20 protein-coding genes and 1 tRNA gene are annotated in these 25,168 nt (G+C 60.2%); 17 read left to right on the top strand and 4 right to left on the bottom strand.

What is annotated here, in order from left to right; all coding sequences use genetic code 11:
* Positions 1–39: 39 nt before the first annotated feature.
* Positions 40–420 (bottom strand): hypothetical protein, encoded by a 381-nt coding sequence (locus BV034_RS07575; RefSeq protein ID WP_050025701.1) that lies wholly within the window; start codon positions 418–420, stop codon positions 40–42.
* Positions 417–884 (bottom strand): FHA domain-containing protein, encoded by a 468-nt coding sequence (locus BV034_RS07570; protein ID WP_050025699.1) that lies wholly within the window; start codon positions 882–884, stop codon positions 417–419. Before BV034_RS07570 ends, BV034_RS07575 begins: the two co-directional genes overlap by 4 nt.
* A gap of 117 nt (positions 885–1,001) precedes the next feature.
* Here BV034_RS07570 and BV034_RS07565 point away from each other — a divergent pair, with 117 nt between their 5' ends.
* The 13 genes from BV034_RS07565 (at position 1,002) to BV034_RS07505 (ending at position 15,922) form a co-directional block, all read left to right on the top strand.
* On the top strand, positions 1,002–1,508 hold the full coding sequence (locus BV034_RS07565) for a hypothetical protein (RefSeq protein ID WP_265592749.1): 507 nt from the start codon (positions 1,002–1,004) through the stop codon (positions 1,506–1,508).
* A gap of 83 nt (positions 1,509–1,591) precedes the next feature.
* The gene (gene rpsT / locus BV034_RS07560) at positions 1,592–1,864 is read left to right on the top strand and encodes a 30S ribosomal protein S20 (RefSeq protein ID WP_009964375.1); all 273 of its coding nucleotides are present in this window, start codon (positions 1,592–1,594) and stop codon (positions 1,862–1,864) included.
* A gap of 125 nt (positions 1,865–1,989) precedes the next feature.
* Positions 1,990–2,226 (top strand): hypothetical protein, encoded by a 237-nt coding sequence (locus tag BV034_RS07555; RefSeq protein WP_009964376.1) that lies wholly within the window; start codon positions 1,990–1,992, stop codon positions 2,224–2,226.
* Between the two features lie 499 nt (positions 2,227–2,725).
* Positions 2,726–3,499, top strand: a complete 774-nt coding sequence (locus tag BV034_RS07550; RefSeq protein WP_009964377.1) for a TorF family putative porin — start codon at positions 2,726–2,728, stop codon at positions 3,497–3,499.
* 510 nt (positions 3,500–4,009) lie between these two features.
* Positions 4,010–6,328 (top strand): primosomal protein N', encoded by a 2,319-nt coding sequence (priA, locus tag BV034_RS07545; protein ID WP_265592748.1) that lies wholly within the window; start codon positions 4,010–4,012, stop codon positions 6,326–6,328.
* 76 nt (positions 6,329–6,404) lie between these two features.
* Positions 6,405–7,250: a transglutaminase-like domain-containing protein gene (locus BV034_RS07540; protein ID WP_050025694.1), complete on the top strand. Its 846-nt coding sequence runs from the start codon at positions 6,405–6,407 to the stop codon at positions 7,248–7,250.
* Positions 7,251–7,323: 73 nt separating this feature from the next.
* Complete coding sequence (locus tag BV034_RS07535; RefSeq protein ID WP_050025692.1) at positions 7,324–8,256, top strand: cation diffusion facilitator family transporter; 933 nt, start codon at positions 7,324–7,326, stop codon at positions 8,254–8,256.
* Positions 8,257–8,334: 78 nt separating this feature from the next.
* A tRNA-Thr gene (locus BV034_RS07530) sits at positions 8,335–8,406 on the top strand.
* 15 nt (positions 8,407–8,421) lie between these two features.
* On the top strand, positions 8,422–10,782 hold the full coding sequence (locus BV034_RS07525) for a hypothetical protein (protein WP_050025691.1): 2,361 nt from the start codon (positions 8,422–8,424) through the stop codon (positions 10,780–10,782).
* Between the two features lie 726 nt (positions 10,783–11,508).
* Positions 11,509–11,952, top strand: coding sequence for an IS200/IS605 family transposase (gene tnpA, locus BV034_RS07520; protein WP_050025689.1), 444 nt, complete (start codon positions 11,509–11,511; stop codon positions 11,950–11,952).
* A gap of 554 nt (positions 11,953–12,506) precedes the next feature.
* The gene (locus tag BV034_RS07515; RefSeq protein WP_050025687.1) at positions 12,507–13,145 is read left to right on the top strand and encodes a TetR/AcrR family transcriptional regulator; all 639 of its coding nucleotides are present in this window, start codon (positions 12,507–12,509) and stop codon (positions 13,143–13,145) included.
* Positions 13,142–14,734, top strand: coding sequence for a DHA2 family efflux MFS transporter permease subunit (locus BV034_RS07510; protein WP_050025685.1), 1,593 nt, complete (start codon positions 13,142–13,144; stop codon positions 14,732–14,734). Before BV034_RS07515 ends, BV034_RS07510 begins: the two co-directional genes overlap by 4 nt.
* A gap of 42 nt (positions 14,735–14,776) precedes the next feature.
* Positions 14,777–15,922 carry an HlyD family secretion protein gene (locus BV034_RS07505; protein WP_050025683.1) on the top strand — a complete coding sequence of 382 codons (1,146 nt, stop codon included), beginning with the start codon at positions 14,777–14,779 and terminating at the stop codon, positions 15,920–15,922.
* A 110-nt stretch (positions 15,923–16,032) separates the two neighbouring features.
* Here the strand turns inward: BV034_RS07505 and BV034_RS07500 are convergent, their stop codons facing one another.
* Positions 16,033–18,141, bottom strand: a complete 2,109-nt coding sequence (locus BV034_RS07500; protein ID WP_050025681.1) for a S9 family peptidase — start codon at positions 18,139–18,141, stop codon at positions 16,033–16,035.
* A gap of 199 nt (positions 18,142–18,340) precedes the next feature.
* Here BV034_RS07500 and BV034_RS07495 point away from each other — a divergent pair, with 199 nt between their 5' ends.
* On the top strand, positions 18,341–19,477 hold the full coding sequence (locus BV034_RS07495; RefSeq protein ID WP_050025680.1) for a PepSY-associated TM helix domain-containing protein: 1,137 nt from the start codon (positions 18,341–18,343) through the stop codon (positions 19,475–19,477).
* 74 nt (positions 19,478–19,551) lie between these two features.
* On the opposite strand, the gene BV034_RS07490 is transcribed toward BV034_RS07495, so the two are convergent.
* The gene (locus BV034_RS07490; RefSeq protein ID WP_265592747.1) at positions 19,552–20,529 is read right to left on the bottom strand and encodes a hypothetical protein; all 978 of its coding nucleotides are present in this window, start codon (positions 20,527–20,529) and stop codon (positions 19,552–19,554) included.
* Positions 20,530–20,789: 260 nt separating this feature from the next.
* Between BV034_RS07490 and BV034_RS07485 the strand changes: the two genes are divergently transcribed.
* The 3 genes from BV034_RS07485 to BV034_RS07475 all read left to right on the top strand — a co-directional run bounded on the left by BV034_RS07485 (position 20,790) and on the right by BV034_RS07475 (position 25,065).
* Positions 20,790–23,072 (top strand): TonB-dependent siderophore receptor, encoded by a 2,283-nt coding sequence (locus BV034_RS07485; RefSeq protein ID WP_050025677.1) that lies wholly within the window; start codon positions 20,790–20,792, stop codon positions 23,070–23,072.
* Positions 23,073–23,119: 47 nt separating this feature from the next.
* The gene (locus BV034_RS07480; RefSeq protein ID WP_050025675.1) at positions 23,120–23,812 is read left to right on the top strand and encodes a Fe2+-dependent dioxygenase; all 693 of its coding nucleotides are present in this window, start codon (positions 23,120–23,122) and stop codon (positions 23,810–23,812) included.
* Between the two features lie 113 nt (positions 23,813–23,925).
* Entirely contained in the window at positions 23,926–25,065 is a 1,140-nt protein-coding gene (locus tag BV034_RS07475; protein ID WP_050025673.1) for a PepSY-associated TM helix domain-containing protein, read from the top strand.
* The last annotated feature ends 103 nt before the right edge of the window (positions 25,066–25,168 follow it).

Below are 25,168 nucleotides of genomic sequence, written 5' to 3'. Positions count from 1 at the left end.
CATCGCCCCAGCTTTCAAGATCCTCAGCTCACTCGAGTCCTAATTCATCTCCATCATGGCCGGAGCCGCGGGCGGAGCAGCAGGCTTGGGGGCCATTTCGGACATGGCACCCTCTCCACTCATGGCGGGGGCCATGTTGGACATGGGGGCGTCTCCATTCATCATGGAAGGCGCGGCGGGTGCAGGGGCCGGCTTGGCTGGAGCGCTGGCATCAGGGGCCGGAACTGGAGCTGGCGTAGGAGCCGCAGGAGCTTTCCCCTCCTCCTTGGTGGCGGGAGCGGCATCTTTCTCCACTCCGTCACTGGCCTTGTCGCGCACCTTCTTGATGACATCGCCAATCAAGAAACCACCGGTTTCCACCCCGTGCCGGACGTGCAAGCCCACGACAAACGCGAGGATCAGAAACAGCAGGAAGGTCAAAAAGCCTGCGCAACCGGAGGATTCCTCATATTGCTGGACCGGGCGCGCTGAGCGACGTGGGCCGGGTGCGATCGGCACCGAGCGGCTCGTGGCGTACTTGGACGCCACCGGGGCGGTGGCAGCCAGGGGACCGGGATGGGTACCGGGGCCGTGGGCACGCCACGGGTGATCGGGGCCACAGAAAGGTGCACCACGGCAGGAATGTCGCCGAACGTCAGCTGATCTCCGTCCTCCAAACGGGCCTCTTCCACCTCCACACCATTCAGGCGGGTGCCATTGGTCGTACCCAAATCCTGCACGTAGTAACTGTCCCCGCGCTGCCGGATGGTCGCGTGGTGACTGGACACTGAAGAACTCGGCAGCACCACGATGCTGTCGGCGTGACGGCCGATCGTGATGACTTCTGCATCAAGCTCGATTTCAATTTCCGTGCCGTCTTCCAGGGTGAAAACTATCCGCGCCATGGTGGTGCTATAAGGTCAATGTTGGGGTGAGAGGCGTTTTCGTTTGAACAATCGGATGCAATCCAGAGCATATTCTCTATACTTTGCGGAAAGCGGCGGATACTAGCCCTGTTTTTCATGAGCGCGAATGCTATCTTTACAAAGCGCCTGCCCGCAGCAGGCCGGTCATCGGTGATGGAGTTTTTCAAGGCAGCCACCTTGGTGGTTGCCGTCTTGACCCTGTTCGCCGGTGGCGAAACCAGGGCCGATGAGGCAGATGACTCCGAGGCCGCCATAATAAAACTCGCAGAGCAACAGGAGAAACTCGGATTCGATTTCCGGGCAGACATCTGGCAAAGGGAGTTGAAGCCCGATCTGGGCAAGGCGGTACGCATCCAGCTCTTTAAGGGCAACGAATACCGGGTGTGCGTGGCCGTCCCGCCGAAAAGTGGTGTCCAGATCGCCGCCCATGTCCTGGACGCGGAGGGCAACCCCGTCGAATCCAAGGTGGAGGCCTCTGAGGGCGGCTGGGGCGTGACCCTGCACGTCACCCCCAAGCGCACGGGCGTCTTCATGGTGGCCATCCGCCGCTCCGGCGGCAAGGAAAAGGCGACCATCTGCGCCATGATCAGCGGGTACAAGTGATTCTTCCCGCCAAAAACTTGGATCGCGTGCTTGACAATTGTTCAGGCACGAACTAAACACTTCCCCCTTCATTTTAGCTCCCTATGGCCAACATCCGCTCTTCAGAGAAAGACATCCGCAGAACGCAGACCCGCACACTGCGCAATCAGGCGAACAAAAGCCGGATCCGTACCCTGCGTAAGAAGGTGCTTGGAGCCGTGGCCAAAGGTGACGCGACCGCAGCCCAGACCGCGTACAATGAGTTCGCCTCCGCTGCCGACAAGGCCGCCAAGACCAAGGTGCTTCACAAGAACACCGCTTCCCGTCTGAAGAGTCGCGTTGCCGCCCAGCTTGCCAAGGTTGGCGCTGCCAAGTAATCTCCGGGAGTCGCTGGCACATCTTTTGTTTGCAAAAGGCGCGGTGCATGCCGCGCCTTTTTTTTGGCTCGCATGCAATCTTTAGTGCCTTGACGTCGCAGGTAACGTAATACTCAGCACAACCCATGAGTTCCCCAAGCGAATCCCATCGTGAGCGTCTGAAGCAGGCTCAAAAAATCATGGAGCAGCCGTTGGACTACAAAGTGTGCGAAGGCTGCGGCTCCATCGTGACGGTGAGAACCACGGCGTGCCCCAGTTGCCACGCCTACAAATTCGATGAGACGGAGGTCCGGGTCGTAGCCCAGGCAAAAGCCTTGGCCAAGCGCCAGGCCAACTCCGTCCTGTCCTCAGATCTCGCCTAATTCCCCTTTGAGCGAGTAACGGACCTTCATCCAACAAGGTCGCAGATCAGCATCGCCCCCTTCAGCCCGCCAGGAGCATGAAGGGGCTTCAGGGATCATCCCTTCTCAAATCGGGCTGCCATTTTCCCTCTCCCGCCCGCCAGCGCTTGCCTCAACAGCGCACGAAATGAATTGCGGAAGGAAGCTTCGCAAAGTCAGCCCCTCAGGACTGCAGCTCGCAACACGAGCTTTCTAGTCGGGCAAAATTTCCCCGTCTATCGAGGGAAATTCTCAATACCGCCCTTACCTTCTCAATATCAACCGGTAAGTAGGCACATTGTGTGGGCCAAAGAGTGTTCAATCTTGGGCAAAAAAAACACAAAAACACTTCACAGCCCAGAGTTTACTGCTAATTTCGGGCATCCAAATACAGCAATTTCCCACACCACTGCTCATCACAGCGTTGCGGGATGTTGATGCGATTCGGATGCCCAAACAACAACCAAACACAACAAACTGCATGAAATTGAATACCTTGCTCATCCCTGCATTGAGCGCGGCGTTCGCAGCCTCGGCTTACGCCGGCGCTCCCGCCAAAGCTCCCGCCCAGGTTCAGCCCCCGATCGTCGAGGAAGACACCTCCCTTGGTTTCTCCCTGACCGCTGGCTATGACACCGACTACGTCTATCGTGGTGTGCGTTTCGCCCAGAACCTTGTGACGGTCGCTGTGGACGGCAACATCCCCTTCACCGACGTTCTCTCCCTGAACGTGGGCGCCTGGTTCGGCACCTCCGCTGACGACTCCTATGTCGGCACCGGTGACTCCTACCATGAACTCGACCTCTACGCCGCCCTTCTGGCCGACCTCGGCCCGGTGACCGTGGGTCTGAAGTACCAGTATTACCTCTTCGAAGGTGACGCTGGCGACGTGCTCGACGACATCAACGAAGTCGGCGTGCTCATCTCCTCCACCGTCGGCCCTGTCGACGTGATTGGCGGCGCTTACTACGACGAATCCGCTGATGGCTTCTACTTCGAAGCTGGCGTTTCCAAGAACATCGCCATCACCGATCGCATCAGCCTCGTTCCTGCGGCGCTCGTGTCCTACGCCATCGACTACTACGGCGTGGACGGCTTCAACCACATCAAAGTTAGCCTGGCCGCTCCGATCAAGCTGACGAAGACCGCTACCCTCACCCCCTACATCGCTGGCAACATTCCGATCGACGCCCTCGATGACCTTGGTGAAGAAGACCGCGTCTACGGCGGCGTGAGCCTCAGCGTCAGCTTCTAATCGAAGCCTGACCCAGAGAAAACGCTTCCAACTCCTTTGGAGTTATCCAGCCCCCCGGTGCAAGCCGGGGGGCTTTTTTGTGTCGGGTTGAGAGTCTGATGGAACTGACCAAGGAGCGGGCGTTGCGCCTTAACCATCCCGCAATGCGCAGGGTTGTCAGGTTAAGATCCTGATGCGCCCATTCGCCGATTCAAGGTCGTGACGCCAAAGGATCCAAGGAGCGGCGAGATCACCTGCAGACGACCGCTCTGCATACGACGGACAACTCAGGGACGCGGCCACGGTTTGTAGAACTCACTTCGGAGTTCCAGTTCATCTGCCCATGTACCCAGGGTGGCGGCTCGTACCTCGCCCGACCCTGGGCTATTTTGTATGACGCCCGTGGCGTCAGGGCGCTCGCGTGTGGAACCGATGAGCCTCTCAACCAGCGCAGCGTCTCAACTAGGCGAAGCCGTCTCAACCATCCCGCTTGCGGCCCACCCCCAGCGAGGCATGATGCTCCCTCCCCGCATGAACGAATCCGCCAGCTCTCCACGCAACGAACAACCTCAGTTGTTCGCAGAGCTTGCGGGGTCGGGACCAGAGAAGGTGGCCCCGCCTTCTCGCGGCGTTGCGCGCGTGCTGCTCGAAGAGACCGCGCTGGAACTGGACTACTTGATCCCTGAAGCTCTCGCCCATCGGGTCAGCTTGGGATCGAGGGTCCACATCCCCCTTCAGGGGCGCAAGGCGGTGGCCGTGGTGGTGCAATTGCTCGATTCCTCCCCATTTGGCGGCAAACTGCGCCCCATTTCGGACACCATCACCTCCCGGCCCATGTTCACCGGGCCGCTTCTCAAGATGGCCAACTGGATGGCCACTTATTACCTGTGCCCAGTGCGGCAGATTCTGCGCACCATGCTGCCCGAGGCCGTGCGGAGCAAACCAGAGAGCTTCCTCTCTGACAGCCATATCACCCTGGTGGGGAAACCCTCCGCGGACGAAATAGCCAAGCTTCACAAGGCAGCCCCCGTGCAGGCCCGAATCATCGACCTGCTCCAGGCGAATGGCAACGAATCCACACTGAGCTACCTGCGTAAGCAACTGCCCCGCGCCACTCAAGTAATCCATGTCCTGGTCAACAAAGGCCTCGTCACCCGCAGCGAAGTCCGGGTGGAGCGCGATCCGTTTCAAGAAGAGGAGTTCCTTCCCTCTGCCCCACTCACGCTCACCGAAGAGCAGGCAGTTGTCTTTGCCGGTGTGCTCAAAGCATTGGAACAGCCTTTGGAAGCGCGCCCCATCCTGTTGCACGGGGTGACCGGCAGCGGCAAGACGGAGGTGTATCTCCAGGCCATCGGAAGAGTGTTGGAGAAGAGCAAAACCGCGCTGGTTTTGGTCCCGGAAATCAGCCTCACCCCCCAGACGATCGAGCGCTTCAAATGCCGGTTCGCAGAGAGAAAACAGCGCATCGCGGTGCTCCACAGCCACCTCTCGGACGGCGAGCGACATGACGAATGGTTCAAGATCCACGAGGGGCGCGCCGACATCGTCATCGGTGCCCGCAGCGCGATCTTCGCCCCGCTGGAGAACCTTGGCATCATCATCGTGGATGAGGAGCATGAGCCCAGCTACAAGCAGGAGGAAGCGCCCCGCTACAACGCAAGGGACCTCGCCGTGGTTCGCGGAAAGATGGAAAACTGTGTCGTCCTGCTCGGCAGCGCCACTCCCTGTCTTGAGACCTTTGAAAACGCCCGGAACGGCAAGTATGACCTGCTGAGCATGATCCGCCGGACTGATGGCAAGGAGTTGCCTCTGATCCGCATTGTGGACATGCGTCTGGAAAAGCGGAAGACCAAGGACGGCTTCAGCATCCTGAGCGAGAAGCTGCGTCTCGCCATCCAGGGCCGCCTGGACAAGGGAGAGCAGACCATTCTTTTCCTGAACCGCCGCGGCTTTCACACTGCCCTCTCCTGCATGGAGTGCGGGGTGGTCTGCCAGTGCGAAGACTGTGCCGTGCCCTTCACCTTCCACAAGAAGGAAGGCCGGCTGGTCTGCCACATCTGCGGCATGCGACGGCTCGCCCCCCGCAAATGCGAAGCCTGTGGTGAAGCCAAGCTAAGCTACACCGGCTATGGTACGGAGCGCGCCGAGGAAACCATCCGCACGGTATTTCCTCAAGCCCGGCTCGCCCGCGTGGACACAGACACTATGCAGCGCAAGAACCAGCTCCGCGATACGCTGCGGGCCTTTCGCAGCCAGAAGCTGGACATCCTCATCGGCACCCAGATGATCGCCAAGGGGCTCGACTTCCCCAATGTCACCCTCGTGGGCGTGCTCAATGCCGACCTCGCCCTGAGCATGCCGGATTTTCGTGCGGCGGAGCGTACCTTCCAGCTGCTCACCCAGGTGGCGGGTCGCGCCGGCCGTGGCGAACGCAAGGGGGAGGTTTACATCCAGACCAGCACCCCGCACAGTCCCGCAGTGCAGTTCGCCCGTCATGGGGACTATGTCGGATTCACTGAGCAGGAACTGGAGCAACGCCAACAGTGGCACTACCCCCCCTACACCCATGTGGTCTTGATCGGATCCCGCGGCAAGCAGGCCAACCACGCGGAATTCGCCCTGCAGACCCTCGCCGGACGACTCAAGCAAAATCTGCCCGCTGACACACGCATGGGTGAGCCCTGCCCCAGCCCTCTAGAAAAGGCCCACGGTCAGTACCGGTTCCAACTTATGCTCCGGACGGAGAAGATCCGGCCTCTGGTCGCCCATCTCCAGCGTACCCTTTCCGAACTGACTTTTCCTGAGGACGTCATTGTCACCTGGGATGTGGATGCCATGTCTCTCCTGTAACGCCCTGACACTCGCATGCCCCTCAGGCTCAAGCTTCCCGCTTGCTATGCCTTCCACGATTTGCTAATTCTTGACTATGCAGACCGCAAAAACCGACCTGCGCCATTTGCTCAAGCTGCTGGATGACGACACCCCTGTCGTCCGGGAGGCAGTGCGCACGCGGCTGGCCTCGCTTCGGCGGGAGCTGCCCGAACAGCTCCTCGCTTTGGGCGAGCCGCTGGATGAAGAGCAGGAGCGGTTGCTGAGCGAGATCTTCGCCCCGGTCTGCCGGGAAGAGCTGGAGGACACCTGGTTGTCCTGGCGCTGGCTCTCCACACCTCAGGCTCGTCTTGAGGAGGCCCTGGCGCACCTCTCCGCTTTCTTGAGCGGCTGGCAGGCACGTGCTGATGAATTGGGGCGCAAGCTCGACTCCCTTGCTGAGCAGGCGGTGAAAAAGGGCAATGCCTACGATGCCCGCAAGCTGGCCGAATATCTCTTCGGTGGTCGCGGTCAGGAAGCCTGTCTCCGCGGCAACAGCAAGGACTACTACGCCGCCAACAACAGCAACCTGCTCTGGGTGTTGGCCAACGGGCAGGGCAATCCCCTTTCCCTCTCCTGTATCTACATCCTGGTGGGCAAACGCCTCGGCATCAAGGTCGAAGGCTGCAACTTCCCCGGCCACTTCCTGGCCCGGGTGGAGCACGACGGTCAAACCTGGCTGGTAGATTGCTTCAATCGGGGCCGCTTCATGCTGGCCGAGGATGTCGCCAAGCACCATCCGGCCGCCAACCCCTCCATGGAGGAGATTGTTCACGAATCCGCCACTGTGGAGACCGTTGTCGCCCGCGTGCTGCGCAATCTGGACGAGGCCTTCGAACGCGAAGGCAACATGACCCAGCGGCAGGTGGTGCGCCGTCTGATGCTCAAGCTGATGGAAGAATAAGCCATTCGCACGGCGCTGGCTTCGTTGACTTGATGCACCCGCAGACCATGGTGCTCTTCCCTCTGCTGCGCCCATGGCTTCCGTCCCCAAACAACTGACCCAGCACCGCATTGCCATCCGTACGGTGGTCAGAAGCATCCTCACCAACGCCACCCTGGCGGCGGTGAAGATCACCACTGGTGTAGTCGGGCACTCCTATGCACTGGTGGCGGACGGGATTGAGTCGGTCAACGACATCATCTCCTCCATCATGGTCCTCATCGGTCTGAAGGTGGCCCAGATCCCCCCCGATGCCGACCACCCCTACGGCCATGGTCGCGCCGAGCAACTCGCCGGGTTGTTTTCTGCCCTGTCGCTCCTCTCGGCTGGCGGCGTGATCGCCTGGGAGAGCATCCACAACATCTTCCACCGCCACACGTCCCCTGCATGGTTCACCCTCCCCGTATTGATCCTGGTGATCATCGTCAAGGAGTCCATGTCCCGCTATGCTCTGAAGAAGAGCAAGCTGGCTGGCAGCACCGCCTTGCACGGTGATGCCTGGCATCACCGGGCCGATGCCATCACCTCGGCAGCAGCCGTGATCGGCATCACCATCTCCCTCATCGGAGGCGATGGTTATGAGATGGCGGATGATATCGCCGCGCTCGTTGGATGCAGCATCATTTGGGTAAACGGCTTCATGCTTCTCAAGACCGCACTCCATGAAACCATGGACGGCGTACCTCCGCAGGAGTTGCAGGACGAAGCCCGTGCCATCGCCTCTTCTGTACCCGGTGTGGAGATGATCGAAAAGCTTCGCATGAAAAAGTCCGGCCTGGGCTATCTCATGGACATTCATGTGCAGGTGGAAGGCACTCTGTCCGTCGCCGAAGGGCATCGCATTGGTCATGAAGTGCAACGCACCCTGGTGGACTCCGAATGCCACATTCTGGATGTGGTGGTGCATGTGGAGCCGTATTCGGGAAGTGCGCAGGGAGCACCCGTGGCCCAAGGTGCGGCGCGGTGATGGTGAAAATTCGACTCGACACCCTGTCGGGAAAATGGCACCGTCTTCTGACTGTCACATTGGCAGTCACGACCTTGCTCCGGGGTAGTTCAGTGGTAGAACGCCCGGCTTGTTACCGGGTGGGCGCTGGTTCAAATCCGGCCCCCGGACCCTTCATTCCTAGTGATGCCCCCGAACCCCCTTTCAGAGTCAGATAGCGAGTCCGTTGGCGATGGTTACGCTGCTTGGCAGCTCGCCAAAGCGCTGAAAGCCCTTGATGCCAGCTCCGATGAAACCGCGCATACCCAGGCAGCACGGCGTGTGGCGAAGTGGGAGCAGGTGCTACGCGGCAAGTTGGACGCAAGCCTTCTCCATGGCTCCAGAGCCCCCCTGCAAGGCACTCCAGTCTGGGCGACGCTGGAAGTTGTCACTGGAGGTTTCGCCACCGGCGGACTCTGTGCGGGAGGGCCGCTGCTGGAGCACGAAAATGCGTTGCTTGCGAACATCCCGGAAGCTCTCCACGGCAGCGGAAGACTGGCGCTGAACCATTGGTTCCTCACGGAGGCCGGATGGGGCCAGCTTCAAGAATGGCTGGACTCCGGCGCCTACCACGTTCGCCATCCGGAGGAGGCCGCCCTCCTCACTGTGGCATGGTTGACTGGGAACAACCAGGGTCATGCAGCCCATGCCATCCTCGAGGAAATCGCCCCCTGGTTCGACCAGTTGCGTTTCTACCCAGAGCCCGCTCCCATCCCTTCCCGTTCCGCGGTGGAGTTCAGCTTTCAGGATGTCAAGAGTACCATCACCAAGCTGCTGGCGGTCCGCCCTCACCGTGCCATCCTCGCCCAACGGGAGGCGGTTCAGGTCTGGGCACCGTTCTATGACCAAATGATGGGGCTGTTACAAGAGACTGTGGTGGAAGACTGGCCCTGCCGTCACTACCCGGCCGGATGGACCGATCGTGTCCGCCACCTGCTGCAATCCTACTCCGCCCTGAGACTGAATCACACTCTTTGCGGCCGTCCGGAGGACGCTGGAGGGTCGTTCGCCCAGGCCCGTCATTTCCTCGAACGTAGTAGCACGGTCCCGGAACAGCTCACTGGAAGGGAGGTAGGACGGCTCCGCCTGCTACTCAAGCGTTATGTGACGAAGCATGGACTGCCGAACTCAGAAACTGTCCGACTACAGCGTGAGCGCCAGATGCTCGATGTCAGCGCTCCATTGTACCACGATCTGGCAAAAATTGTGGCCGGGCGGCTGGGTCCTTACGCGACCGACGACGGGATGGAAGACATCTCTTCGCTCAAGCTTCCAGCCACCCCGGCGGAAGCATCACAACATGACGTTCCTCCCGGAACCGAAATCCCGGTTCCGGTCCAGCGCCGGCTGGCAAGGTGCGAAATCAATACGCTGGATTCCTTCGTACAGCAGGGATTGATCAGTTCTGCAGACATGCTGGCGGAGTATCTTCCGCGTTTCACAGCAGAGCTTCAGGCTGCAGAAATGACCTCGCCGTCATTGCGGCGACTGTATTCCCGCCTCTACCGGGCGTTCCGGAAACGCCGTTCGCTGCTCCTTCTCAATTTTCAACATCAAGTTCAACTCGATGAGCTCCCCTGGGCAGCGAGCCTCGGGTCAAACCGTACCTGCTCGTCTTCAGAGCCGTCAGCGCGCAATCAGCCCATGCGGGAGCTGGCCGCGCTTACCATCTCGTTCTTTCCTCACACCATCCTTCCCAACAAGCTCCTCAAAGAATTCTCGGCCCTCGCCAAGACCGCAGGCCTGGACCTGCCGCTGGTGGAAGAAGTCGCCGCGGACATCTTCATGGGTGACTTCACTCACAAGTATCTCCAGGCAGCCAAGATTGCAGCCTTCCTGCTGAAAGGCACGCTCTATGAAGCTTACTACGATATTGACTACGCCGCAGTCTTGTCGATTTCCGATGCCAAACCTTCTCTCATGAGCAGATGGCTGAGAAGAAACGCGGTCACAAATGACGGGACGTTTGCCAGCTTGTGCTACGCGAGGGGGGCGGGCAACTCCTCCGCGTCGCACTCCGTGGCGGCAAATGGCGTGGTCATTGAGCAGCAACAGATCCTCACCACGCAGAATCTTGCCGTACTCTTTAGCCGCCTGGACTTGATGGATGTGTTGGTTGAAAAACTCCCGCAGCTTGCGAGGCAGAGCTTCACCTGGATCTGTCAGCGGCAGCAGATGAAGATCTCTCATCATCATGCCGGACTCATCATGCTGAAGAACACCGCTTACGCCTGGCGACAGATGCTGTTCTATCTCGCATTGACACCCCGTGATCAGTTGAAGTCTTTTTCCTTATGGATGGATGAGACGATGAAACAGCAGAGCGACGAGTTTCAAACGCGTTTTCATCCGGTTGCCGCCGGATTTAAGCACGTAGTGGAAGGCGGCAGACTGAATTCCAATCCTCACGATGGCCCGGCGACGGGTGACCCTCGAGTTTTCCTGGGATGGTCAGCCACACCCCACTGGCTGATGCCGACGACGGCGGCAAGGAAAGACAAGTCATGAAACAATGGCGAATGGTACATCTCTAGCATCCCTTCAGGATGCAAAACTTTTCGATCTAGCCAGGGACAGGGCTCGTCAAACTCGCCCGGTCCCTGGCTACCTTCTGGGATGCCTTCGGCATAGAGCAGCCGTTGGGAGGTTTTCCCATCCCGCTTCATTGCCTCATGCTCACGATGCCTGCAGTATAAGCGCAACGAGGAGCGGACTGAATTCTTCAGCAAGAACAGAGCATAGCACCTCGTTGAGAGCGATGGGCTCGCCAACCTGAATCGTCAAGCCGCGACACGCGCTGGAGCCATGCACTGCATCTAGCCTCTTCATTTGAATTCAGCATGCCGAAGGCATTCCACAAGGTAGCCAGTGGCTGGGCGAGTTCAGCGAGCCCCGCCACTGGGAAGCGCGAGAGAAATTTGCACCCTGAAGGGGTGCCAGAAAATGCCAACTCACTCGCTGGCCTTCAATCGATAGCGAGCCCATCCGCTCATCTTCGGTGGTGGTACGCAAGGCGCAAAACCTCGCTTGTTGGGTAGGGCGAGATAGCGTTTGGTTGGCCGCGCGATTGCGACCAAGCTCCCCCCCGAGCATATTCGGAGGCCATGCCGAGGGCATCACAGAGGGTAGCCAGGGACCGGGTGAGTTCTACGAACCCATGCCCCTGGAAGGCAGAGAAATATTTGCATCCTGAAGGGATGCCAGCAAGGTGGTTTCTCGATCAAATCAACCACCATGCCCGGCACCTTTACGTCGTTGCACTACCACTTGGTCTTCAGCACCAAGAACCGAGAACCTTTCATTTCAAACGTATGGATTTCCCGCCTCCATGAATATCTGGGTGGCACAGTGCACGGACTCGGTGGCATTCCTGCAGGTATTGGTGGCGTCTCTGATCATGTACACCTTCTCGTGGGCCTGAAGGCAACACATTGCCTCTCGTTCATGCGAGACCTCAAAAAGGCATCGTCGATTTGGGTTCACCAGGAAATTACCATGCGCGACTTCTCCTGGCAGGAGGGATATGCGGCTTTTTCAATCAGTGCAACCTCTCGGGAAGCTGTGTTGAAGTATATCGCCCAACAGGAAGATCACCATCGTACCCGGTCATTCAGAGAGGAACTGGCCCAAATGTTGGTGAAGGCTGGAGTTCGGTTCGAAGACCGGTTTTTGGACTGAGGAATCGAAGAGACTGCCACCTTGCTGGCACCCCTTCAGGGTGCAAATCTCTTTCCGCACTTTCCAGGGACAGAGCTCGTTACCTTCGCCCAGTCCCTGGTTACCTTGCGAAATGCCTTCGGCATGGCCCATGAGAACGCGCAAGCAAGGTGATAGGGCTGGATTCTATCGATCATCGCGCAATGCACGCCTGCCTCACACAAGGAGCGGCGGTTTGTGCTTTGAGCACAACCGCCGATGATCGCCGAAGATTGGGAGCGTGCGAGATAGAAAGGTCGCACTCAAGAGCGTGGCATTCTGGCACCCCTTCAGGGTGCAATTCTCTTTCCACACTTTCCAGGGACAGAGCTCGTTAGCCTCGCCCAGTCCCTGGTTACCTTGCGAAATGCCTTCGGCATAGAGCGCCCGCCGGAAACCCCCAACCGCCAGATCGGGAAGCCTTCCTGCCCCAGAAAGCGGAATCACTCCCCGCCTAAACGTTTCTTCATTTGAGCCCCTCACTAAGCGCGACATCATGACAAAAATGCAAGCAACCACTTGCACTCCTTTTTGACATGCCGACTGCGATCAAAACGTCCAGACGCACCACCATTCCTGCCCGGGAGAAGCTCCTGCGCGCGGCTGCGGTAGTCTTTGCGCGGGACGGATTGCAAGCCGCCACCACCCGTGGCATTGCCCAGGAGGCTGGGGTGAACGAGGTCACGCTTTTCCGCCTCTTCGAGACCAAAGAGCGGCTGCTGGCAGAGGTTCTCAAGAACGAATGCCTGACCCAGCAGAACATGATGGCAGCACGCACGTCCTGGACGACTGATTTGCGCAAGGACCTGCGAGCCCACGCCAAGGCACTCAACACTGCCCTGGAAAAGGGGGAGGCCATGATCCGCACCCTCATCGGCGAGGCCCGCCGCCAGCCAGCCCACGCGAAGGAGATCATCCAGAACTCGATCCGCCCGGCCCGGGAGGGATTCATCGACTACCTCAAACAAGCCTGCGATGAGGGGCGCATTCGTGCGGATCTCAATCTGTCTGCAGCGGTGGACATGTTCACCGGCATGCTCCTGGCAGGCATGCTGCGACGCACCTCGCACGGCATCACGGAGTACCCTGCCTCCACCTATCTGGACACCAGTGTGGAGATCTTTGTCTCCGGCATCACGCCGGTCACCCCCGACCGTCCCCGACGCCGTTCATGATCGTCACCGACCCGTCCCGGCTTTCGCCCCTTGCCGCCCTCGCCGCCCGCCAGGGGTGGCTGCCCTGGGCCGTGCTCATCACCGCCTCGCTCGGAGCCATCCTGGAGGTGATCGATGTCAGCATCGTGAATGTGGCCCTCACCCATATGCAGGGGAACCTCGGAGCCACCCTCTCTGAAATCAGCTGGGTGGTCACAGGCTACTCCGTGGCGAACGTCATCATCATTCCTCTCACCGCCTGGCTGGGGCGGAGGTTTGGCCGGAAGACTTATTTCCTCTTTTCCCTCGTTCTCTTCATCGCCTCCTCCATGCTTTGCGGCCTGGCGACTTCACTGCCCATGCTCGTCGCGGCCCGCATTCTGCAGGGGCTGGGCGGCGGAGTGCTCCTGGCCAATGCCCAGTCAGTGATTTTTGAGTCGTTCCCACCGGAACGGCGCAGTCTGGCTCAGGCGGTGTTTGGTCTTGGGGTCATCACGGGCCCTGCGATCGGCCCTATCCTGGGAGGCTACCTGACCGACACCCTCGGCTGGCGGTGGATCTTCTTCATCAACCTGCCCGTTGGGATTGTTTCCGTGATCCTCGCCATCACCTTCCTGCCCAAGGACGACCCCTCCCAAAAAAAGACCGGAGAAGGCGTGGACTGGCTGGGCATCATTCTGCTCACCGTTGGTCTGGGCAGTTTGCAGACCCTGCTGGAGGAAGGCCAGCAGGATGACTGGTTTGCCTCCCGGTTCATCAGTGCCCTGGCGGTGACCAGCGTGGTGGCCGCGGCGCTCTTTGTCTGGCGGCAACTCACGGTGAGCCATCCCGTGGTGGATCTTCGGGTACTGCGCCACAGGTCTGTCGCAGCAGGCAGCCTCTACTCCATGGTGCTCGGAGCGGGCCTCTATGGTGTGATCTTCGCCGTGCCGGTGTTCGCGCAGAACTACCTTCACTTCAATGCCATGCAGACGGGCAATCTCCTCGGCCCCGGTGCGATCACTTCAGCCGTGGTCATGATCATGCTGGCCCGGGTCACGAAGTTTGTGGATCCCCGCGCGCTGGTCGCCATGGGAGGCATGCTCACTGCCCTGGTGGCGTTTCAACTTTCCCACATCACCACCCAGTCGGGAGCCAGTGAACTCTTCTGGCCGCTGGTGCTGCGCGGAGGAAGCAGTGTGTTGATGTTTCTGCCACTAAGCCTGGCCACGCTAGGCCCCGTCCCCACGCGGGACATTGCAGCCAGCGCTGGATTCTACAATCTCACCCGCCAGTTGGGAGGCAGCATCGGCATCGCGCTCATCACCACGGTGCTGGCCCGTCGCCAGGCGCTTCATGAAAGCATCCTCGCAGAAAAAGTCAGCCTCTTCAACCAGGCCACACAAGAGCGGCTGGAGATGCTCACGGCCGGATTCCAGACGCATGCCTCCAGCGTGGTCAATGCCCAGCAGCAAGCATTGGCCGTGGTAAAAGGCACCCTCCAGGCCCAGGCAGGTGTGCTCAGCTACGCCGACATCTTCCGCTACGTCGCACTCGCCTTCATTCTCACCCTGCCACTTCTGCTGCTCCTCGGCAAAGGCGGCAAACAAGCCCCGGTGGACGCCCACTAGTCCGACTGCCTGCTTCCCATCTCTTTCCTCAATCCCCACCACATGAGCACCCAGACTGCCGTTGTCCCAACCAAAGACGATGCCGCGACTCCGGCCTCCGTTGCACCGCGAACCCGGCCCCGCATCATAAGAATGCTCATGCTGGGGATCGTCTTGCCGGTCGCCTTGCTCGCCTCCGGCAGGGTGATCTATCACATGCTCACTCATGAGGAGACGGATGACGCCTATGTCACCGGCTCCATCCACACCCTTAGCTCCCGCCTGGCAGGCGTGGTGGATCAGATCCTCGTGCAGGAGAACACCCAGGTAATGGCGGGACAGCCCATCATCAAGCTCGACACCCGCGATCTCGCCCTGGAGTGTGACAAGGCTCGCGTGGCCCTGCAACAGGCCCAGTCCCAACTGGCCCAGGCGGAAGCGAGAGTCTCCGATGCCACCTCCCAGGATGATCTGGTACGCGCCGGCATCAAACTGGCCAGGGCCAATGTCTCGCGAGATGAAGCGACGGTGGCCAAAGCCAGGCTCGATTTCGAACGCGCCGAGACCTTGAAGACCAGGGACCAACTCTCCGCCATCTCCCAGGCGGACTACGATACCGCGAAGACCACGCTGGCCACAGCCACGGCGGGGTTGGAGGCCACTCATGCCTCGCTTGAGGCTGCCCAGGCCTACATCGCCAGCATCGCCGCCAAGAAGAAAGCGACCGAAGCTGAGCGTGACGCCGCCAAAGCCCAGGTCCGCGCTGCTGAGTACGCCCTGAGCTTCACCGAGCTGCAGCTTTCCTACACCACGATCACCGCACCTTCCGACGGCATCATCAGCCGTAAGAATGTGGAAGTGGGCAATCGTGTCCAACCGGGCCAGGCCCTCTTTGCCGTGGTGGACCAGGAGGTGTGGATCCAGGCCAACTTCAAAGAGACCCAACTCTCCCACCTTCACCCCGGCCAGGCTGTGGAAGTCACCGTGGACGCCCTCCCCGGGCACGTCCTCACCGGGCACATCGACAGCTTTGCCCCCGCCAGCGGAGCCCAGTTCGCTCTGCTTCCTCCTGACAACGCCTCAGGCAACTTCACCAAGGTCGTCCAGCGTGTGCCAGTGAAGATCACTTTCGATCCCGCCTCCCTCTCCGGCATCAGCCAGCAAGTCCGGCCCGGACTGTCGGCCATCGTAAGCATCGCGGTGGACTAGGAAATTACGAACTAGGAATGAGGAATTATGAATGAGCTGTCCGATGCCGCCGATTCACGCCCACGTGACCGGGGAGTCATGGCTCATTCATAATTCCTAATTCATCATTCCTAATTTTCTTTTCCCAGTTCTCGCAGGATGAACGCATACCGCCGCGCCACATCCTCCAACTGGGCGTAGCGGCCGGTGGCACCGCCGTGGCCGGCGTCGAAGTTGGTTTCCAGCAGCACGGGGTTCTTTCCTTGATGCACGGCACGGATCTTGGCCACCCACTTGGCAGGCTCCCAGTAGGCCACGCGGGGGTCATTCCAGCCAGTGGTCACGTAGAGTGAGGGATAGGTCTGAGGTTTGACATTCTCATACGGCACATAGCGCCGCATGACATCAAACACCGCACGGTCCTCCGGATTGCCCCACTCTTCATACTCGCCGGTCACGAGCGGGATGGTGGGATCGAACTGGGTGTTGAGCGCATCCACAAACGGCACATCGGCCACCACAGCCCGGAAGAGTTCAGGCGCTTGATTCAGGACATAACCCATGATCAGTCCCCCGGCACTGGCGCCATAGGCGCACAGCCCTGAGGGAGAAGTGTACTTGAGCTCCACCAGGCGCTTCGCGCAGGCGATGTAGTCCGTGAAGGTCACCTCCTTCTTCAGCACCCGGCCGGCTTCGTACCAAGTCCGGCCGAACTCGCCGCCGCCACGCACTTGCGCTGTCGCCAACGTCACACCGCGATCCAAAAGGCTCAGCCCACCGGCGTCGAACCACGGATCACTGCAAGACCCGTAGGAACCGTAGCCATCCAGCACCAACCCGGCACTGCCATCCAGCGGCAGATCCTTCCGGCGCACCAGCCAGACAGGCAAAACGACACTGTCGGCAGCCTTGGCCTCCACCTTCTCCACCACATACTTGGTGGAATCGAAGCCCGAAGGCACTTTCTTCTGCTTCAGAATCTTCATGGTGCCGTCCGCAAGATTAAGATCGGCAACCGTGAAGGGCGTGACATAGGAGGTGTACATCACCCTCTGCGCGGTGGCATGGTAGTCAGGAGTCTCATCTGAATCGAACGAGCCTCCCTCCACCGGGGCAGGCACCCAGCGACGCTCCCTGACCTTGTCCTTGGTTTCAGGGTCCAACAAGAACACGCCAGGCACGCCTTCATTGCGGGCGCCCACCACAATGTGCGAAGCAAAGGCATCCACCCATTGCAACGCCAGCTTTTCCTCGTAGGGCCAGAATTCCTCCCACTCGCCCAACTTGCCACCCGCATCGACCGCAGTGAGCAGGCAGCCGTTCGTGCCACCCAGATTGCTCACGGAGTACCAGCGGCCATCCCGATGAGCGACATTGTGCCGGATGCCCTGCTTCCGGGGAATCAACACGGTGGCCGCCTCCTCCGGACGATCCAGGGGTACCACCCGCGTCTCCGTGGTGTTGGAGCTGCCGCTCTCAATCATGAGGTACTTGCGGTCCTTGGTGGGAAACGCCCGTACATCGAACTGCCGGTCGGTTTCCTGGTATACGATCACGTCGTCCCCTGGCTTCCCGCCCAGCACATGCCTCATGACCCGGTAGGATCTCTGGGCCTCATCCGGCGTGGTGTAAAAGAGGGTGCGGTTGTCGTTGCCCCACACCGGCCCCATGTGAAAGGCGGTGCCCGCAATCTCGTCTGGCAACAGCTTGCCAGTGGCGAGTTCAAGGAAATGCAGGGTGTACATGTCCGTCCCATCGTGATTCTCCTTCCAGGCCAGCAGCCGGTCATCCGGGCTGACTGACGCACCTCCCCCGAGGAACACCGGGTGACCTTTGGCACGCTGGTTGAAGTCCAACATGATTTCCTCGACACCACCTGCCGCCTTCTTCCGGCACAAGGTCTCGTACTCACTGCCCGCCACGTATTTCTCGTAGTACAGGTAAGCACCACGCTGGACGGGCACGCCCACATCCTCATCCACCACGCGTGACCGCAACTCTTTGAGCAGGGTGGAATAGAGAGGCTTGAGCGGCTGGAAGTAAGCGCTGGTGTACGCATTCTCCGCCTCCAGGTACTTCCGCACTGCGGGATCATCCCGATTCTTCAGCCAGGAGTAGTCATCCGGGCGGGATTCCCCATGCTCCTGATGCAAAAAGGGCCGGCGTTCAGCCTTGGGAGTCGACTCTTGACCGACAAGAGGGGTCACCAACACGAGGGAAGCGAGGATACTCCGGAGCATGCCCGCTCATAACCCGCTCAGCCGAAACGTCAACCACCTCCCCAGCGGCTCGGCAACGGCAGGCAATTGCCTATTGCATTTGAGACCTAGACGCAATATCTCTAACCCTTCCGTTCCAACCCTCACCCCTCCCACATCACCACATCGGCGCTCCCGCCTGCCTCTCGCAGCCCTGCAACCAGACGCCCTTTAGCATTCCATGAAGCGCTTCCTCTTCAACCTTCACTCCTGGATGGGCCTGATCGCCGCTCTGGGACTCATCGTCATCGGCCTGACGGGCAGCATCCTTGTTTTCAATGAGGAGATTGACCGGAACATCGCCCCCGCAGAAGTGATCGTAAGCCCCACCCCAGCGGGCAGACTCCCTTACGACACACTCCTGGGCAGTGTGCGCAAAGCCGTTCCAGGATACGTGGTCACCGGGTGGTCGGTGGCAGATTCCCCCACCAAAGCAGACCAGTTCTACGTGGTGCAGGAGGGCACCAGCGTGTGGCGATTTGTGCGGGTGAACCAGTACACGGGTGAAGTCCGGGGAACGCCGACCGAGTCCAGCAAGACGCTGACCGGGTGGCTCCTCGAACTGCACTACACCTTGTTCGCCGACCACGCGGGACTTCTCATCGCGGGCCTGTTTGCCGCGCTGCTTTTCCTGCTGGGCATCACGGGGGTCTGGCTCTACCGCGGCTTCTGGAAGACGCTCTTCCTGCTCCGCTGGGGCCGCAGCGCCCGCATCTTCTTCTCAGACACTCACAAGATGGTGGGCATCACCACCGTGGGCTTCAATCTGATCCTGGGCTTCACCGGTGCGTGGTGGAACATCAGCCACATCCTGCATCACGCGATGGAAGAGGAGCACGTCGAGGAGGACCCGCCGATTCATCGGACCTTCGAAGCTCCGGGCACCTCCATCGACGCGCTAATCGCCAAGGCAGAAGCCAAAGCCGCTGGCTACATCCCGGGTTATATCTCCCTGCCCACGACTGAGAAAGACGACCTTGTTTCCTACGGGAAGCTGGAGTCCTATGGCCCCTTCCGCAGCAACTATGGGTGCGTCGCCACCTTTGATGCCCAGTCAGGTGAACTCAAAGACTTCACCAACGTGAGCCAGTCGGGTGCCTGGGACCAGTTTCTGGACAGCTTCACCCCCTTGCACTACGGCACCTTTGGCGGCCTGCCGGTGAAGATCCTCTGGAGCCTCGGTGGCCTCGCCCCCGGCATCCTTTCCATCACCGGCTTCCTCATGTGGTACAAGCGCAAGTTTCCGAAGCGCCGGAAGCAAACCGTGGGCGAACAGGTGAGCACCCGCGAGAAGAGCGGCCTGGAACCGGCCAACTGAGCCACGGCTCTGCCACAGTAAGTTCCTAAAGCCCGTGTCTGGTCTGCGTGACCGGTCACGGGCTTTTCATTGGATCACTTCAGATAGCTCTGCCACGCTTTGGCACTGGCTTCACCCGGGAACCAGCAGGCGATACGCTTGTTTCCTTTGAAGTCCTTGTAGGGCGCGACCTCCTTGGTCCCCAGATCCCCCAGCCAGCCATCTTGATCCTTGATCTTGGTCAGGCTCGGTCCGCTCCCGCCCGTGCTTCGGGTGGGACGCTGCCCCAGCGCTGGGCGCCCAGTTTCTGCGGCAGGAGATGCGGCCCCCAGACGGAGCGCAATGGCATCGTCCATGAACGGCCGGATCGCCTCCAGCGTTTTCCCCGCCTCGTGGCCCTCATTGGGATGATCGCCGATGGCCCAGACCGCTCCGCTTTTCCGCGCCTGGGTCCAGGAGTCCTGGTTGCTCTTGCGCCAGTCTGGCTTTTCCTTCGCCCCCGTAGTGAGGAGCACCGGCACTTCCAGAGCGTCGCGCACCTCAGAGGGCCCCCCTGCGGTGGCTTTCGTCACCGCCATCACCACCACCCGCTTGGAGTGCAGGCCCGTGAAGACCCGGCTCAGATTCGCTCCTGCAGAGTGCCCCCAAAAGGCAAGCGGCCCCGTCGCGATCTCTGGATGCTGTGCGACCTTCGCCGCCTCCGTCAATGCCTTCTCCAGGAGTTCCACGGTGGCCGGCATCATCTGATAGCCTGCCTCCTGGTCGTCGTCCTTCAGATTGCAGGCCAGCAACGCAAAGCCGTTCTTGGTCGCCCAGGCCTGCCAGTTCGCATCGCCCGCCAGACCACGACCGTCCCCGTTTTTGCCGGGAATGAGGAAGAGCGTTCCCCGCAAAGTCTTGGCATCATCCGGGAACCAAACTCGAAACTGCGCCGCCTCCAGATCCAAGGAAGTCTGCGGGCCGAGGTCGATTTCACCCCCGCCAGCGACCAGTTTGGGGGCCATCGATACCGCGAGCGAAACGGCGGCAATCGACGCGAGTCGCTGGAAGGGCAGAATTTGTGTCAATTTCATATTGGTATTTTCTCGACACCAAAGCAGAAACCAGGGGATTCACCAAGCCAAATCAGGGAACACTAATTGACCAAGGGCGGGCTAAAAAGGTGACAAACGGAACAGAAACGAGATTGACTATTTGTTGCGACTGCGTCTTGATTGCGCCGCAATTGAGACCCAATCGCGCCTTCTCCCCTCAGAGGCCGGTCATAATCTCTCTTGCTCTCTCACAACAACCCGTTCCGTCCGGCGCCAACCGGCGGAAGTCCCGCACATAAATGAAGCAACGCAACCCATCCAAGACCAAGCGTCAGCGCATCGCCCGTGAAAGCGTGGCGGTCACGACGCTCCTCGCCACCGCCAGTTCTCTGACGGCCCAGACAGCCCCGGCTCCCGCTCCGGCAGCTGCTCCTACCGGCACCCAGCAGCTTCCTGAAGTCGTCGTCTCCGGCGCTCAGGTGCCGCTCTACAAGCCCCAGGCAGTGTCTTCGCCGAAGTACACCGGCCCTCTTCGCGACGTTCCCCAGACCATCACGGTCATCCCTCAGGAACTCATGAAGGAACAGGGTGCCACGTCCCTGCGTGACGTGCTCCGCAACGTCCCCGGCATCAGCATCCAGGCGGGTGAAGGCGGCGGCGGCCCTGCCGGTGACAACCTGTCCATCCGTGGCTTCAACGCCAAAACGGACCTCTTCATCGATGGCGTGCGCGACTTCGGCGGTTATTCCCGCGACCCCTTCAACATCGAGCAGGTGGAAGTGGTGAAAGGCCCGTCCTCCACCAATGCCGGCCGTGGATCCACGGGTGGCTCCATCAACCTCTCCACGAAGCAGGCCAAGCTTGACCCCTTCTACAGCGGTGAGTTCACCGGCGGCTCGGACAACCTGTTCCGCAGCACGATCGACATCAACCAGCCGCTCTGGGTGAACGAAGGCAACCCCGGCGTGCAAGGCACCGTCGGTGGCAAAGGCGCCAAGGCCGTCCAGCCCGTCGCTCCTACGCCGACCACCGGCTCCGCCCTCCGCATCAACGGCTTGTACCACACCCAGGACCTTCCTGGCCGTGACTACGTGGAAAACGAGCGCTGGGGCGCTGCCGCCTCCCTCGTCTTCGGTCTGGGCACAGACACCCGTCTGTCCCTGAACTACCTGTATCTGGAGCAGCACAACGTGCCGGACTACGGTATCCCCTGGATTCCTGACACCGTCACTGACCCCCGCCTCACGAAGTACCACAACAAGGCGGCCCCGGTCTCCTACAGCAACTTCTACGGCATCCTTGACCGCGACTACGAAGATATCGTGACCCACATCGCCACGGCGATCCTTGAGCACGACTTCTCCTCCGACCTCAAGCTGCGCAACGTGACCCGCGCCGGTCTCACCACGCGTGACTCCGTGACCACGGCTCCTCGCTTCGCTGGCACCGGTTCTATCCTGAACCGCCAGTTCCAGTCCCGCGACCAGGAAGACGGCATCCTCTCCAACCAGACCAACTTGATCGCTGAGTTCGATACCGGCGCCCTCAAGCACACGCTGACGACAGGATTGGAATTCTCCTGGGAGCAGTCGGAAAACAAAGCCCGTGTGGCGGACGCAGCTCCCCAGACGGACCTGTTCCACCCGAACGCCCTCGACCCCTACACCGGCACCATCCGCTACAACGGCGCCCGCCAGGAAGCTGACGTGTTCTCCGCTGCTGTTTACCTCTTCGACAAAGTCGAGCTGGGCGAACACTGGGAAATCAACGGCGGTCTCCGCTATGACTACATCGACACGGACTACACCTCCGTGGACGACCATGGTTCCAGCACCGACCTCAACCGCGAAGACAACCTTCTCAGCTGGAGAGCCGCCCTCGTGTTCAAGCCCGCTGACAATGGCAGCGTGTACTTCGCCTACGGCACCTCCTTCAACCCGGCTACCGAACTGCTTGTGAGCAGCTCCGCCTCGGCCGTCATCAACCAGTTCGACACCGATCCGGAAGAGAACCGCAGCTATGAACTCGGCACCAAGTGGGATCTCCTCGACGAGAAGCTCTCCTTCACCGCAGCCCTGTTCCGCACGGAGAAATCCAACGCCCGCACCGCAGACCCGGCCGATCCGACCGAGTTTGAACTGAGCGGCGAGCAGGTGGTTCAAGGCTTCGAAGTGGGCTTTGCCGGTACCGTCACCGACAACTGGCGCATTTTCGCGGGGTACACCTACCTCGACAGCGAGATCGAATCCTCCCTCAACCCGGAAGAAGTGGGCAAAGACGTGTCCAACACGCCGAAGCACTCCTTCAACCTGTGGACGGTGTATGACCTTCCCGCTGGCTTCCAGATCGGTGCAGGCGCCCAGTTCGTGGATGACCGCTTCAACAACAACATCAACCAGCGCATCGCCCCCAGCTACTGGGTCTTCGACGCCATGGTGGGTTACAAGGTCAATGAGAACGTCTCGCTGCGCGTGAACTTCTACAACCTGGCTGATGAAGAGTACATCGACCGCGTGGGCGGTGGCCACTTCGTCCCAGGCGCCGGCCGCTCCGTGGCCGTCTCCGCTGCGATCAAGTTCTAAGCTCCAGGCTCGCATCTATCCAGACATCTGTTAAGTAGCCTTCCTCCATGCTGATTCGCATCCCTGACGTTCTCACCCCTGAACAGGTAAAGCACGCCAGAGCGTTGCTGGACAAGGCGGAGTGGACTGATGGCCGGGCAACCACCGGCTATCAGTCCGCCAAAACAAAAAACAACATGCAGCTCCCTGAGGGACATCCCGTCGCCAAGGAGCTGGGTGGCACGATCCTGGAAGCACTGGGCCGGAACTCCCTGTTCATGGCCGCCGCGCTTCCCCTCCGGGTCCTGCCCCCCATGTTCAACAGTTATGCGGGAGGCCAGGCGTTTGGCACCCATGTGGACAATGCCATCCGGCAGATTCCCGGCACTGGCCAGCGCATCCGCACAGACATTTCGGCCACACTGTTTTTCAGCGAACCCGAAGACTATGACGGCGGCGAACTCACCATTGAGGACACCTACGGTGTCCAACAAGTGAAGCTGCCTGCGGGGCACATGGTCCTCTACCCTTCCACAAGCCTCCACCACGTTACCCCGGTCACTCGCGGGGCGCGTGTCAGTTCGTTCTTCTGGATCCAAAGTATGATCCGTGATGACGGCCAGCGGTCCCTCCTGTTTGACCTCGATCTCTCCATCCAACGGCTGGCACGGGATCTTGCAGGAAACCCTGCCGCGGACAAGACTGCGGTCCAACTTACCGGCGTGTATCACAACCTTCTGCGGCAGTGGGCGGAAATGTGATGACGGCGTGAGCCTCCAGTTGGAACTTCTCTTCGTGACGGCACTCCCAACAGGGTGCCGTCACTTCCTTTTTGCCCTGCTTCATTTGCCCGTTAGAAAAACCGTCTTCTTCCATGACCACCGTTGTTCGACTTCTTCGCAAATCCATCTTCTGGCTCCATCTGGTTGCGGGCTGCCTCGCGGGCATCGTCATTCTGCTGATGGCCCTTACCGGTACCATCCTGATGTACGAGCGCCAGATCCTGGAATGGGTGGACGGCTACAAGGTCACATTAACTGCCAACGCCAGCCGCCTGCCGCTGGAAGAGCTGGCCGCAAAGGCGACCGCCGCCAATCCCAAACAGGCGCTGACCGCATTGACAGTGGAGTCCGATACGAACGCCGCCGTGATGCTGTCCTTTGGTCGTGAAGCCACCCAGTATGCCAATCCCTACACGGGAGAACTCCTGGGTGAAGGCGCTGCGAAGGCGCGGAACTTCTTCCACTTCGTCACCGAACTACACCGCTGGCTGGCCCTGGGGGGTGAGTCGCGCGATACCGGCAAGGCCATCACGGGTGCCGCCTGCCTTGTCTTCCTGTTCCTCGTGATCAGCGGTCTCTATCTGTGGTTCCCCCGCCGCTTCACCTGGCACTTCATCAAACGGATCGTCGCCTTTGACCGTCGTCTCACGGGTCGTGCCCGGGATTGGAACTGGCACAACGTCTTTGGCTTCTGGGCCTGCGTTCCTCTCCTGCTCATCATCCTCACCGGACTCATCATGGCGTATCCATGGGCGAACAATGTTCTCTTCACCCTCACCGGCAATCCGCCACCCCCTCCTCGTGCCCAGCAAGCCCGGCCACAGGGCGGGAAACCCGAGCCTGTGGCGTTGACTGGTCTCAACCAAGCCTGGGACACCGCCGTGGCCAAGGTTCCCACCTGGCAGAGCATCACCGTCCGCCTTCCTGCCAACGCCAAGGCTCCCGCCATGCTCTTCATCAGTGAGAGCCATCAAGGCCGCCCCGACCTGAAGTCCCAGCTCAACGTCAATCTCGCCAGCGGCGAAGTCGTCACCTGGGAAACCTTCTCGACCTACAACCTCGGCAAGCAGTTGCGCTTCTGGGCTCGCTGGGTGCACACGGGTGAAGCTGGTGGATTCATTGGCCAGACGATTGCGGGTTTCGCTGCGATCTCCGCTGCCATTCTGGTGTGGACGGGGTTCGCAATGTCCTGGCAACGCTTCCGGCGTCGCAAGGGAGTGGCAGCGAAGTAGGGATGGGCCCGCCTGCTCTTGGAAGCGGTTTGTAGTTCAAACTTTAGTTTGCCTCAGTTTACGAAAAACCATCTGAGGCAGCCTCCTGTGTTGGTTATTGTTC

The sequence above is a fragment of the Verrucomicrobium sp. BvORR034 genome, assembly GCF_000739635.1.
Taxonomy (GTDB): domain Bacteria; phylum Verrucomicrobiota; class Verrucomicrobiia; order Verrucomicrobiales; family Verrucomicrobiaceae; genus Verrucomicrobium.
This window is presented reverse-complemented; position numbering and strand designations above follow the sequence as displayed.